Here is a 13,989-nt window from a genome sequence, read left to right as displayed (position 1 = left end):
ACGCCGGTGTCGATATTGCCGCGCTGGCCGGCACGGGTGTGAGCATCACGTCCGGGACGGCTGGGGATGATATCGACCTGCAGGCAACGACAGCCAATGTCAGCCTGACGACCGGCCGTTCGACCAACGCGGCAGGCGCGCGGGGGACTTCGGTTACCTTCGGTACGCCCGGAGCAGCAGGTTCGGTCAGGGTTGATAGCGGTGAGCTGCAAGCACTCTTGCTCTCCTCGATCAACCTTCGCGCGCTTTCGGGCGATGTGGTCTCCACCACCAGCCTCACCACCAGCGCCGGCGATATCGTCGCCAGCGCCTCGCGCGATGTCAGGCTGACCAGCGCGACTGCGACGGGCGGCAATCTCTTTGGCAGCGCGGGCCGGGATGTGAATGTTGCAACGGGCAACGCGACCGGCTCGATTGGCCTCCTGGCTGCCAACACCGTCACCGGTGGCACCCTCATTGCGGGCGTCGATGTTGCGGCGAAGGCCGGAAACGGCGTGACAATTACCTCGGCGACGGCAGGTGATGACATCGACCTGCTGACCGACGCGGGCAATATAAACCTCACGACGGGCCTCTCGAATGGCGTGATCGCTTCGCGCGGAAGCTCGGTTTCGTTCGCAACGCCGGGCGCTGTGGGTTCGGTCACGGTTGCCAACAGCGAGCCGGCTGAGCTTGCATTGTCCACCATCCGGCTGCGGGCGGCCACCGGCAACGTGACCTCGACCAACAGCCTTGCGACCTCGCGAGGCAATATCGTCGCAACAGCATCGCGCGACATCACCTTTGCCACGGCACGCGCAACGGGCGGCAACCTGCTTGCCAGTGCAGGCCGCAATGTGGGCGTTACGACCGGCAATGCCACGGGCTCGGTCGGCCTGCTGGCGGGCGGCACGGTCACCGCCGGCACGCTTGGCGCTGGTGTCGATGTCGCGGCGAAGGCCGGAACGGGCATCGCCATCACCTCGGCCACGGCCGGTGACGATATCGATCTGCTGGCCGACACGGGAACTGTAAGCCTCGCCACCGGACTTTCGAACGGGGTAGCTGGCGCACGCGGGACTTCGGTGACCTTCGGCACGCCAGGTGCGGTAGGATCCGTCGGGGTCGCAAGCGGCGAAGACAGCCAGCTTGCCAAATCGACGATCCGGCTGCGGGCCGCAGCGGGCGACGTGACCTCGGCCACAAGCCTGACCACAACCGACGGCGACGTGACAGCAGCCGCATCGCGCGACATCGCCTTTGCCACGGCACGCGCAACGGGCGGCAATCTGCTGGCCAGTGCAGGCCGCAATGTGGGCGTTACAACCGGCAATGCCACGGGCTCGGTCGGCCTGCTGGCGGGCGGCACGGTCACCGCCGGCACGCTTGGCGCTGGTGTCGATGTCGCGGCGAAGGCCGGAACGGGCATCGCCATCACCTCGGCCACGGCCGGTGACGATATCGATCTGCTGACCAACGCAGGTGGTGTCAGCCTCGCCACCGGACTTTCGAACGGCCTAGCTGGCGCGCGCGGGACTTCGGTGACCTTCGGCACGCCAGGTGCGGTAGGTTCCGTCGGGGTCGCAAGCGGCGAAGACAGCCAGCTTGCCAAATCGACGATCCGGCTGCGGGCCGCAGCGGGCGACGTGACTTCGGCGACAAGCCTGACCACAACCGACGGCGACGTCATCGCCAACGCGGCGCTCAAGGTCACACTGGGCAAGGTCAACGCCGCTGGCGGTTCAGTTGCCGCGCTCACTGGGAGCGAGTTCAGGGCGGATACGATCACCGCAAGCGAAGACGTTGCTGTGGCCACGAAGGGCAACCTTACCGTCACCACTTCGCTGGCGGCAGGCGATGATATTTCGCTCTCGGCTGTGGATACCGTCACCATTGGCAGCGGCGGCGCTTCCATCAAGGGAACCGCTACCGGCGCCAACACCCGAAGCGCGAAGTTGACCCTGTCCGACGCCGGGAAGCTTCCGGGCGTGCAGTTTGGTGCCGAAACCGGCACGACTGGTAACGCGATCACCGTCGAAGGATCGGATGTTGCGATCAATGGCACCATCAACGCCCTCACCGGCACGATCCTGCTGCGCAACACGGGCGCCGGAAGCGTCAGCGTGGGCGATGTCGACAGCGGTTCGACCGCCAAGTTCAAAGTCGACAACGCCGAGTTCGGCCGCCTGGCTGCTGGCAACGTGATCGTCGATAGTGGCAACAAGGCGCTCGAGATCGGTACGCTCGACGTGTCCGAGGCGACAGGCAAGGTCGCAACCCGCCTGCTCGGCACCGGCAACGAAATTAAGATCACCGGTGTTGTTACCGTCAAGGGCACGGGCGCGCGAACACTCCAGATCGGTGGTCAGGTTGGCGATCCTGGCAAGGCTGATACCCTCGCCAGCCAGATCCTGATGGTCACCAATGGCGCAAAGCAGCCAAAGATCCTCGGTCCCTCGGCAACGATCGACCTGCGCGGCGAGAAGATCCTGTTTGGAACACAGGCCCTGTCAACCAACATCCTCGGCAATAGCGATGCAGAAGTTGCGCTCAAGGTCGCGTCGGCGGACTCGCTGATCTATACGGACTTCACGGCTCTCCCGGTCGGCGTTTTCATGACCGCCAAGGACATGAAGATCAGCTACAAGAACTTTGCAGTGTTCCAGAATACGCGGGTTTCCTCATCAAACGGCGTGGAAATCAACAGCACCGCAAACGGCCTGCCCAACCAGTCCGAGCTCGCGCTCCAGTTGTTCAGCACCGGAGACAGCCCGGCGGCGAACAGTTTCGCGATGTTCGGTGTGGTCAACAACTTCAGGTTGAACACAGCCGCGCTGCTGACCAACAAGGTCATCCAGCTTTCCGAACCGACGGACACCAGCAACATCTCGCGCATCAACCGCAGCAACTCACGCATAAACGGCTGTGTGATCGGTGCACCAGACAAGGGCTGCCTCACCACGGACGTGGCCCAGCCCAAGTTCAATTTCTACGACGAACGCAAGGTTGCGCTGTTTGATGCGGACAACTCCGCGACCATTGCGGTCAGTCCGCTGATCGGCCGCGGCAATGATGGTCTCATCGTCGACGTGGCGAACGCGCCCGTTGACATCGACTCCATCGAGTGCCGCCCCGACGACAGCACCTGCACTGCAAACAAAGGCAATTGAGCACCATGCCGATCCGCACCATGCCCCAGTCGCGCGCCCAGAGTGCCAAGGCTGCGCTTTTCACCGCCAGTGCGCTGGCTTCGCTGATACTTGCCCCCACAGCGGTCCACGCGGCCCCTGGACCGGAACGCTTTGCCGTCGGAACCAATGCAAACGGGGACAGCTGTTCCGCAGCGCGGAAGTGGGGGAAGGACGCCTCTGGCCTTCAGTACAGCGCCGATCAGCCTTATCTGATCACCTGCCGGGATATCGCAGCGGCCGACATTCAGGGTTACATCAGCCCGCTGGGCAAGCCTGCAGACACCGGTCAATGCGGCGCCGCGCTGTCCGTCTCGCTCACCGGCATCGGACCGGCAGAGATCCGGCGCTGCTTCGATGCGACGCTTGGGCGCACCGCGATCGATATCCGCTTCACCGCCAAGGATGGGCGGATCTGGCAAGGCGCCTCGCTGGAATCGGCCACCGGCACGATGGAAGCGGTTCTGCGGGTGGTTGCACTCGGCGCGGCCCCGCCGCCGGCCAACCAGTCACAGAAGGCCACATTCGATCTGGCATCCGTACCCGCAGGCAGCACGGCCACAGGCAGCGGCGGGACACAGGCCCTGACCGCGGACGCGGCGCTGGCCGATGGCGTGGTTGCGTTGCAGACCGGCCGCCTGCTCGATGCCTCCCGCACGCTGACCGATGCGCTGCGCGCCTTTGCATCGGCCGACATCTCGACCCGGATCGACTTGCGGCTCGCGTCCGGCCTAGCCAACTCCAATCTCAGCCAGTTCGAGCTCGCGCAAGGCGATTTCGCCATGGCCTCGGCTCTGCTGGAACAGGCCCCGCCCTCGCCCCGGCGTGACCAGCAGATGCTGCAAGTCAGCATCTACAAGGGGCTCGACCTGATCAACCAGCATGCCTGGTCCGATGCGATCGCGGCGCTGACGCAGAACAAGAAGACCGATGGCACGCTGGATGATCCGATCACGCTCAGCCGCCTGAACGATGAGTCGGCCCGCTCGGGTGACAACCTGCAATCCGAACTCAGCGATCAGAACCAGCTGACGCGGTCGCTGCTCGAGGCCCAGCGCTTCAATGCGCTGAGCACGGCCTACCTCGGTTCAAACCGGATCGATGAGGCCGACCAGGCGCTCAAGATCGCGGTCAAGGCCGCACAGATTGTGGTGGCGCGCTATGCGCCCGACAATATCGTCTGGCTGCGGACCATGGTAGAGCGCCAGCGCGCCCGCATCCTGATGCGCCGCGGCGGACCCGGTGCTGCCAGCCAGGCGCTTGTCCATCTCAACTGCGCGGTGAACGCCCTCAGCGGCAGCGTGACTGGTGGCGGATGCCTGTTCCCGGATGCGAAGCCCGTCAGCGACACCTTCCAGAACGCGCCGCTGCTCGCGGATACGCGGCTGGAACGCGCCAGCATCGCCTCACGGGATCCGTCCATCAGCCCGCAGCAAGTGCTGGCCAACTACCGCGCGGCCGTGGAAACGCTGCCACAGCTGACCGGCACAGGCTATGTCTCGCTCGCGGCGCTGGAGCGGTACTTCGTGCTGCTGACCAAGGCAGACGCCTCGCCCACGCGGGACGAGGAATTCTTCAGTGCCATGCAGATGGTCGGTGAACCCGCCATCGCACGCGAATACACGCAGCTGCAGAAGGTCATTTCCGCCGACGACAAGATCGCCGGGCTCCTGCGCAAGAGTGCCTTGCTCAATCGTCAGCTGGTTCGTCTCCGGACCGAGATCGCGAATATCGGGGTCACGTCCGGGCCAGAGTTCGATGCGCTCGAAAAGGAGCGGCAGGGCGCTGAAAACGAGCGCGAAAGCATCAACAGTCAGCTGCTTTCGGACAACCGCATCGGTGCTCTTCAGGACGAAGCCGCCACAATCGCCGAAATCCGCGAGGCGCTTGCCCCCGGTGAGGTCTACCTCAAAATCGCGCTGCTCAAGAACGAGATGGCCGGGATCGTCATCGCCAAGGACAAGACCTGGATCTACATGGTCGATGGCGGTGCCGCCAAGACCGAGAAGCTTGCCGATGCCGTGCTGACAAGCGCGCGCGTCGACGAAGCCACCCGGACAATCCGGCCGTTCCAGGTCAGCAAGGCTTCGAAGCTCTTCCAGGCGATCACCGGCCCTGCGGCCAGCGCCGTTGCTGCCGCGCAGCGCATCAATTACAACCCGGCAGGCAAGCTGCGCCAGCTTCCTCTCGCGGTTCTGGTGAGCGATCCAGCCTCGGCCGCAGCCTATGAAGGCCAGCGCGCAAAGGGCGATTACTCGAAGGTGGCCTTCCTTTCGCGCACCACCGAATCCGATATCGCGCTTTCCCCGCGTGCGTTCCTGCGCACGCGCAAGGAAGTTACCCCGTCGAACGCACCGGGGAAGTTCCTTGGCATCGGCGAGAATGCCATGCCTGAGGCGGCAACCGGCATGGCGGCAGATAGCAAGATGCCGTTCGATTGCTCGATCTCTTATGGCACCTGGGCGCGATATCTCGGCCAGATCACCCCGATCAGCTCGCGCGAGATCGGACTAGCAGCCGCCGCGCTGGGCGCCGACAATCCGCCGGAGATCATCCGCGGTGCGTTCACGGATACGAACCTGCTCAACGGCACTGGCGGGGCGCAGCTCGACCAGTATCAGGTTCTCCATTTTGCCACCCACGGCCTGCCGGAAACGCAAGTGGACCTGCCGCAGTGCCGGCTGCACCTGCCCCCCGCCCTGCTGACGACGCTCGCCGCCCCTTCGGCAAACGGGCAGGTACTTTCGGACGGGATGCTCTCGTTCGACGAAGTGGCCAAGCTCAACCTCAACGCCAACCTTGTCGTGCTTTCTGCGTGCGATACCGGCGCAGGTGCCAGCACGCAGACCGCGCTCAAGGCGGGTGTCGAAAGCTCGTCGCCGGCGCTCGATGGTCTGGTCCGCTCGTTCATCACCGCGCGCGCGCGCGCCGTGCTTGCGACCTTCTGGGCCGTGCCGGTGCTCAAGGAAACCGATGAGCTGATGGCCCGGTTCTACAGCGAAGGCCGCACCGCCGGCATGGCGAAGTCCTTGCGCGTGGCGCAGGTCCAGATGATCGACACGCGCCGCTATTCGCACCCCTACTACTGGGGCGCCTACTTCCTGGTGGGCGATGGTGGGAAGACGATGCTGACGCCGGTGGCGGTGGCGCAAAAGTAATTGCACTGAACCTGACTACCAAGTGACGACGCTGCGCTGCTGCGCGGTATGGAGACGTGAGAATGCCGGAATCGCTTAACCTGACACTCGCGCGGATGGCGCAGGATATCTACGGATCGACCTCGGCGATGACCGGTGAGTGGACGTTGCAAAGGCGCATGGAAGACGGCAACTTTCTCGCCGGGCTTTATGTGCCCACGCAGCGAGGCCGGCCTCCAGTAATCTCGTTCCGCGGTTCGGCAAACTGGCAGGATTGGGTGATCGCCGATGCCGGCGGCATCGGGCTGAGCCTCAATGCTTTTGCGATGAAACTCAACACGGCGGTCGATTTCACCTCTCGCATGAAGGTGTCGTTCCCGAACTTGTGGTTGACCGGCCATTCGCTGGGCGGTGCGTTCGTGCAGCTTGTCGCGGCCATCTGCGAGGTGCCGGGGATGACCTTCAACGCTCCCGGCGTGCTGAACTTGCTCAATCAGATGTCATCCAATCCGCTGGTCAGCGCGATCGGCGGCATCGGGGGCGGCGTGCTGAGTGTGAGCACCCTGGGCTTTACCAACCTTCTCAACATGGCAGCTGCGGCCAGCAACGACGCGGCATTCTCACCCATTCAGAACTTTCGCGGGGAATGGGATCCGGTCAGCCAGGTTGGCCGCCATGTCGGTGCCGAGGTGCAGACAATCCGGGTCGCTTCGATCGCACCGCACCCGCACTCGATGGTGCCGATCATTCGTGCACTGGAATCGCGCTGACGATCAGATCGTCGCGGTCGTCAGGTACTTCGCCAGGCGCTCCCGTCCAGCGTAAGGCGCGTTCTCTGCCACCGAGACACTCCAGCCCGCTGCCGTGGCGGCGATGCAATCGCCCGAGACAACCGCCGCGATCAGGAAGTCGTGCCGCCCGGTCAGAATGAACTGCGGGCCGCCACCGCCCATAGGATACTCTTCTTTCGGGTTGTCGCCCTTGTGCTCGATCACCGGGTAGATTTTCACGATCCGCTCGCTGCCCGTGAGGTTGCGCGGGTCCCTGGCCAGGTTCTCCAGCATTTTCGCCACGCTGTTGGAGCCGTATTCCTGCAACATACGTGTATGCACTCTCATCCGTAGCTGGTCTTGCTCGGGATCCTTCAGCGGTGCGCCCTCACGACCGCCCGAGCGCAGCGTCAATCCACCGAACTCGACGTGATTAGCCCGGATCGGTTCGATCAGCAGTCCGATGGCATAGCCAAGCGAGAGCCGCCCCTTCTGGTAGCCCAGTGCTTGCTCGATCAAAGCCGGCGCCCGCGCACCGACCCAATTGAGGCGGCTGATACATCCACCGCTTGAAATCCGCTGTCCGGGAACCAATGCCACCGCCGCCTCTCCCTCCGATCAGCCCGCGCTGTGCCTGTTCTGGCACTGGTCAGCGCGCGAAAGCTTCAAGACACAATCATCCCGGCCGCACCTAAAGCGCCGGTTTCGCCCCTGATGGTGCACTGATCGAGGGGCAACCGACCTTCACGAACGGATCGACCACAAACGGATTGGCACCCGCCAGCGTGCGGATGCGGAAATCGAAGCGCGCGCCGCCTTGGGTCAGGCTGCCCTCCCCGATAACCGGCGAGGCACCGGCTTTGATCGCGGCCACTTTCGCCATACGAAAAACGGCCCAAGGGCCGTTCCAGGTCCGCTGTGCGGGGGCTCCTCCCGTTATGGCAAAGATGACGGAAGCCCCCCCGGCGCCGGGCCAGTCGAACGACATCGGCACCGCCATCTTGCCATCGTAGCGCAAGGTCTGGCCATCGATCTGCAAGGTCACGTTGTCCGCGCCTGATAAAGCCACCGGCTCTATCTGATAGGACAAGTGCGGGTTCGTCGGGTCCGCCCCGAAGAACATGTGCGTCACGGTGTCCGCTGCCTGCATCGCACTGACCGTGGAGGCGGTCAGGCCGATCTCGCTGGCATTAGCCTTGGGGCTCCAGTTTGGCGGCGTTCGATCAAGATAGCCGCTGAGTTCGGTGTTGACGAAGTTTGCGAACAGGCCCTGCGGCGCAAAGAACCGCGCGAAGTCCGGTACGGCGAGATCGCTCGCCGATCCGGGCATCACCGGGTAGGCGCGCGCCAGCCCATTGGCGCAGGCCTCGCCAAAGCTGCCGCTCATCGCTGCGCCCATCTGCGCAAGGCGGGCTCCGCCTAGCGCCACATTGGCGTCGCTCGCTACGGCCTTGGCCCAGATCGACGCCGGCGCGGGCATCGAATTGCCTGTCTGGTCAAGCTGCAGGATCGCCGCCTTGGCATCCATGCTTTGCTGCGAGCCCGTCTCCCCGCCGCCACCAGGCAAGACCGCGATCACGTTCAGCTTGTCGGCCAGTTGGTTCATCGATTGCAGCCAGGCATCGAGCGGAGCGCCATCGCCCTTGCCCACGAACATGCGCAGTTGCAGGAAGGCATCGACCACCGGCTGCCGCCCGCCGGCAGAGCCTGCCGGCATGGCGCCGCTTGCCCCGCTGAGACCCACGGACTGGCCAATTGCATCCGCCAATCTGCCGGATGCCTGCGCGACAGCCGCGCTCGGGGTCATATCGGTGACCTTGGCGATGGCGACGAGCAGCGGCTTGATCGGCGAGAGCGGCCCGCCGCCATCACGCAGGCGCTGCACGTTCTCGCCCAGCGAGTTGACCGGCTTGACCTTGATGGACGACATGAAGGACTGCCAGCGATCAAGAAACTCGGCAAAGTAGAGCCGTTCGAGATCGGCCTTCAGCCCGACCAGTTCAGCCGCCGACATCTTGGCGGTGCCGGTATCGCCGACAACCCACTTTTCCTCCTCGAGCAGCGACGCACCCTTGGCGACGATTGGCACGAAGATCTTGTCATAGCCACTGCGCGTGAACAGCGAGGGCACGCCAGCGCCGGTCGCGAAACCGCCGCTCATCTCGAAAAACACCTCGGGGCGCGGTCCGGCGTTGTCGCGCGCGGTCCACATCCCCGCACCCTGCTCCATGGCCTTGCTCTTGAGGCGGCCATAGACGCGAACCGCCGCCGGCTGGGCGCGTAGCACCGTTCGCGCGGTTTCGACCCGGGCCGCGTCGATGGTCTGCGGGGCAAAGTTGCCGTCGAACATGGCCTTGGTGTGCCGGGCGAGTTCCCCCGCCTGGCTGTCGGCATTGCCGCCCCCGCGCGCGAGCCATGCGGGCTGCACCCAGGCGACAACATGTTCGCCCATGGCAGGCCCCTGGCCGCCGAGGATCAGATAGGATTTGAGATCGTCATAGAGCGCGCTGGGATTGCTCGTGTCCGCCGTCAGGCGCTGCTCCGCCAGACCGACGAGGATCGGGGTGAGCCGGCGCTTGAGATCGCGGCCATAGATGCCGCCGAGTTCCGCGGAAAGCCGCCCGCCTTGCCCCAGACCGAGCCCGAAGTCGCTCGCTGCGGCCATGTCGCTCGTCGCGCTGCCCAGAATGCCGAGCGCGGCGACATCTTCGTCCACGCCGCCGCCGCCGTTGGCCCGCACGTTGCCATAAGCTTCGGCGGTAGCGAACACGCGGTCGATCAGAGCGAGATTGCGGAAATAGCCCCATGTCCAGATCCCGCAGCACACCACGAGAAGCGCGACAGATGCCGCGACGGCAACGGTATAATTGCGGGCGGACCGCTTCTCTGCCAGCGGGTTCCGGCCCGCAAGACCCTGTTCGGGGATCAGCAGGTCAGAGAAGAACCGCTTGAGGAAATAACTGCGCCCGGTGCCCACCGCATAAGCCGAATGGGTGGTAGGGGCGCCCACGCTCATCAGGATCCGGTCGACCGGATTTCCGGTCTGCACCGAAGACGCAAAGTACACCCCGCGCACCCGGGCGGCATCGTCAAAGCGGCTTTTCTGGCCAAGCGCATCGAGCAGGCGGGCAATCGGCTCCTGCAGCGAGGCAAGCTGCGAGGGGAAGCTCGCGATCTGGGCCCTGAGGTGCATCTGCGGCTCGTTCTGCATCCGCTCGACCACCTTGGCGGCGACCGAATTGACCAGCCCCTCGAAGCCCTGCATCACCGAGGCGTTGTCCAGCGTTTCGCCGATGGCGGTTGCACCGAACACCTGCTCGGCCTCGCTGTCGGTGCTCGACCGGAAATATTCGCGGAAGCCGGCGAGAAGATCGGCCTTGGTCACCAGCAGGTAGACCGGCAGATTCAGCCCAAGTTCCTTGCCGATTTCAGCGAGGCGCGCGCGGATGTGGCGGGCATGTTCCGCCATTTTCGCAGGGTCAACGAAATCGGGTGCCGGCACCGCCACGATCACGCCGTTCAGCGGCTGGAGCGGACGGTGCTTCTGCAAGAGTTCCAGAAACGACTTCCATCCCGCAGCATCAGCGCTCGCGTCATCGTCCTGCGTGACATACCGGCCTGCGGTGTCGATCAGCACCGCTTCGTCGGTGAACCACCAGTCGCAGTTCGGCGTCTTGGGCTGCCCCCGCAAGGCCCGGTATTCACCGGCGACGGCGGTCGGAAAGTCCAGCCCGCAATTGAGCAAGGCCGTGGTCTTGCCCGCGCCAGATGGGCCGATGATCGCATACCAGGGCAGCTGATAGGCATAGGCCCCGCGCGTGCCGACCTTTGTCGACTTGAGCATGTCGAGCGCTTCGGAGAGCTTGGCGGCAATCTCGTCGCGATCGGTGGCACCGGGATCAGGCTTGAGCGCCTCCATCATCTCGGCGTTCTTGGCCTTCTCGCCCCTTCGGCCCAGAACCCACAACACGCCCACCACGATCAGCGGAAGCAAGGCAAAGAGCAGTGCCACCGGCCACCAACCGAACGGCCGGAAGCCCGCAATGGAAACCAGCGGACCGACAAAGAAAATCAGCAGGCCGATCGCCAGCGCGCCAACCACGCGCCAGAACCAGCGATTGCGAAACAGCGCTTTCATGACCGCAGTCTCCTTACCGCCAGTTGATATCGTTGCCGACGCGCAGTTCGACGCGGCGATTGCGCGTGCGACCCTCGTCGGTGGCGTTGTCACCGATCGGCTGGGTCGATCCGAAACCGGCGATGGACATCCGGGAAGCGTCCGTCAGCCCTGCCCCTTCGATCGCCTGCGCGACGGACCGCGCCCGCGCTTCCGACAGTTCCTGATTGGACGGGAACTGCAACGAATGGATCGCCTGATCGTCGGTATGGCCCTCCACCTTGATCGGGCCCTTGGTCAGGTTTGCAGCCTGCGCAAGGTGATCGAAGGTATCGCTCCACGAACTGGAAGCATCTGCCTGCGCCGAACCGAAGAGGCCCTGGTTATGCAGCCGGATCACGATCTCGTTGCCTTCGCGCGTCAGTTCAAGCCGTCCGGCAGCCACATCCGGGCGGAGGATATCCTGAAACTTCTCATAGAGCGGCGTTTCGGCCTGTGCGGGCGGCGGCGGTGGCGGCGCGACGGTCGCCTTGCCGACCGCGCGGTCGACAGCCTCGATCGCCGAGGTGGCGCGGCTCGACAAGTGCAGCAGCAGGGCCGCGAAGATCATCAGCCCGAGCACGCCGAGCCCGGCAAGCACAGCCCAGAGCGGGATCACTGCGCTGAACCGGCCTGACGCGACGGTGGCGCCGCGCCACTGGGGTGAAATCTCGCCGGTAGGGGCTGCGCGCTGGCGCTGCACCAGCGCGGCAAGCCCCGCCCGCCGCTGCGTCAGCAGGTTCTGTCCGCGCGGATCAAGTGCGGCACGTCCCTCGAAGCCGAGTGCGAGGCACTGGTACAGCAGTTCGATGAGGCGCGGTTCGCTGCTGGGATCGCGCTCCATCTGCTCGGCAAACTGGAACATGCGGTCACCACCGCGCGCGTCCTTGTGATAGACAACCAGCAAGCTCTGGGTGGACCACTGGCTCGCCCCGCCCCATGGCGTGGACATCACCGCATCATCGATGAACGCGCACAGGATGTAGTGCGCTAGCTGCACCGACTTGGGCTCCAGCCCCAGGGCACGGGCGCGCTTGATGAAGGAATCCAGCTCCGCGACGGTTGTCCGGCGCAGAGATTCAAGGTCTGGTCCGACGGCCAGGCCCTTGATGTGATTGGCCAGCAGGATCAGGCGGCCTGCAGCCGCCACGACAGGTTCCGGCCCGTGCAGCACCGGCTCGCCGGGCGCGAATTCGATGCGCCCCCCGCCTTGCTGCGGCGTGCCGGTGGGTGGCGGCGGTGATGCGGGCGGCGCGCCCCAGCCTTGTGGAGGGGGCGTTGCAGGTGCGCCAGCAGGCGTGACCGGACGGCCAGGCGGTGAGGCCTGCGGCACACCTTGTGCCGGCGGCGTAGCGGAAGGTTGTCCGCCTGGCCGGAAAACGGTTGCGTCGTCGCCGTCTTCACCGCTCATTGCTGTTGTCCTCGGATAGCCCACATTTCGAGCTCAAGCCCCGGGATTTCGCCCGCCACATGCAGCGCGACGGCCCCGGATGTACGTACAGCCTGCCATTGTTCATGGCGGGTGTTGATGGTGAAATAGACCGTGTTGGCCCGGAACGGGATCTGGCGCGGTTCCGCCGCCATCGGAAACAGGTCTGCCCCCGGAAGGTGGCGATTGACCAGATCGCGGATATGCTCGACCGACCCGATCTTCGTGAGCCGCGGCATGCCCGCGCGCAATTGCTCGGTATCCACACCGGCGCGAACGGCCAGCAGGAACGTGGCGGAGGTGAAGAGCGAACGGTCCTCGATCTGCCCGACTTGAATGCCGAACCCGCGCGGCACCAGCGGAATGGCCCTTGCGATGGGATCGATCACCATGCTCAGCGACCGGCGAAGATCGGCAATCACCGCATCAAAACACACGCGCTGCTGGCGGTGGGCGTAGAGCGGCATGAACTGCGGCCGGTTCGAAGTCTGCGTGAAGGTCGAAAGTTCGCCGGCAAGGGCGCACAACATGCCGTAGAAATCAGCGGGATGGATCACCGGCATGGCTGAGAGATGCTTGAGCATCGCCTCGCTCCGATTGGCCACCATCAGCCAGAGGAAATCGGTGATGTCGGCCACGGCCTTGGCGCCGGGCGTACCCAAGCGTCCTGCAATCGCCTCGGCCCGCTGGTGCAGCATGCCCTCCAGCTCGCTCATGAAGCCGCTCAGGACCGGACTGGCAGAGACCGCCGCGCAGCACGGAATGAACCCTGCATCGAGCATGATGCTGTCATCCGCGCGGCGTTCGATCACGCGCGCGATCGGCAGGGTCGTATAGCCATCCAGGCCTTCGGATTCGGTCCGCAGCGAAAGTTGCAGACGCCCGACGTTGATCGGTACCCGCGAACTGCCGCCATAGATCGTATCGACCGCCTCGAACTCTTCGGCGACGAAACGCGTTTCGGTCTGTGCGCTGCGGTCCAGCGCGACGTCGGCCACGCCCGCGCGGCTTTCCGGGATGCACAAGTGCACAACCTCGTCCCGCACATCGCGCATGATTTCGAGCGGCATCGGCGCCGCCGCCTGCTCCGGAATGCGAAACGGGGTGCCGTCCTCGAACACGCCCGAGCAGCGGTTGATCATCAGTTTACCGGTCTTGAGCGCCCCCTCGCCGAGCTCGATCTGCAGCACGCCATAGCCATGCGCGACCAGCGGCGCGATCCGCGCTTCCAGTTGTGCGCCCGCAAAGCGCTCGTACTGCTGGAAGTGCTGCGGCCGGAGAAACATGCCCTCCGACCACACCGGCTTGTTTTCCCACGTCACGCGATCCT

General features: G+C 64.8%; 7 protein-coding genes. 3 read left to right on the top strand and 4 right to left on the bottom strand.

The window, feature by feature from the left end; translation table 11 throughout:
* The 3 genes from ACODS2_RS21165 to ACODS2_RS21155 form a co-directional block, all read left to right on the top strand.
* A partial coding sequence (locus ACODS2_RS21165) for a beta strand repeat-containing protein (RefSeq protein WP_489000527.1) occupies window positions 1-3,149 on the top strand: 3,149 nt, incomplete at its 5' end.
* A gap of 5 nt (window positions 3,150-3,154) precedes the next feature.
* Entirely contained in the window at window positions 3,155-6,325 is a 3,171-nt protein-coding gene (locus ACODS2_RS21160; protein WP_489000526.1) for a CHAT domain-containing protein, read from the top strand.
* Between the two features lie 95 nt (window positions 6,326-6,420).
* Window positions 6,421-7,074, top strand: a complete 654-nt coding sequence (locus ACODS2_RS21155) for a Tle-like phospholipase domain-containing protein (RefSeq protein WP_489000525.1) — start codon at window positions 6,421-6,423, stop codon at window positions 7,072-7,074.
* Between the two features lie 3 nt (window positions 7,075-7,077).
* Here ACODS2_RS21155 and ACODS2_RS21150 read toward each other — a convergent pair whose 3' ends face one another.
* The 4 genes from ACODS2_RS21150 to tssK all read right to left on the bottom strand — a co-directional run bounded on the left by ACODS2_RS21150 (window position 7,078) and on the right by tssK (window position 13,981).
* Window positions 7,078-7,674: a hypothetical protein gene (locus ACODS2_RS21150; protein ID WP_489000524.1), complete on the bottom strand. Its 597-nt coding sequence runs from the start codon at window positions 7,672-7,674 to the stop codon at window positions 7,078-7,080.
* A gap of 91 nt (window positions 7,675-7,765) precedes the next feature.
* Window positions 7,766-11,212: a type VI secretion system membrane subunit TssM gene (tssM, locus tag ACODS2_RS21145; RefSeq protein WP_489000523.1), complete on the bottom strand. Its 3,447-nt coding sequence runs from the start codon at window positions 11,210-11,212 to the stop codon at window positions 7,766-7,768.
* A gap of 13 nt (window positions 11,213-11,225) precedes the next feature.
* Window positions 11,226-12,641: a type IVB secretion system protein IcmH/DotU gene (icmH, locus tag ACODS2_RS21140; protein WP_489000522.1), complete on the bottom strand. Its 1,416-nt coding sequence runs from the start codon at window positions 12,639-12,641 to the stop codon at window positions 11,226-11,228.
* A complete protein-coding gene (tssK, locus tag ACODS2_RS21135) occupies window positions 12,638-13,981 on the bottom strand; it encodes a type VI secretion system baseplate subunit TssK (protein WP_298164486.1) in 1,344 nt (447 codons plus the stop codon). The genes icmH and tssK overlap by 4 nt, the downstream gene beginning before the upstream one ends.
* Window positions 13,982-13,989 lie beyond the last annotated feature (8 nt).

The sequence above is a fragment of the Novosphingobium sp. FG137 genome (assembly GCF_057809735.1).
Note: the sequence above shows the minus strand (reverse complement) of the source record. Positions and strands in the feature narration are given on the sequence as shown.

What these genes read in the sequence shown, in the direction of transcription:
- ACODS2_RS21160 (WP_489000526.1), top strand. Translation starts at nt 3,155, where the DNA reads ATGCCGATCCGCACCATGCCCCAGTCGCGCGCCCAGAGTGCCAAGGCT.
- icmH (WP_489000522.1), bottom strand. Translation starts at nt 12,641, where the DNA reads ATGAGCGGTGAAGACGGCGACGACGCAACCGTTTTCCGGCCAGGCGGA.
- tssM (WP_489000523.1), bottom strand. Translation starts at nt 11,212, where the DNA reads ATGAAAGCGCTGTTTCGCAATCGCTGGTTCTGGCGCGTGGTTGGCGCG.
- ACODS2_RS21155 (WP_489000525.1), top strand. Translation starts at nt 6,421, where the DNA reads ATGGCGCAGGATATCTACGGATCGACCTCGGCGATGACCGGTGAGTGG.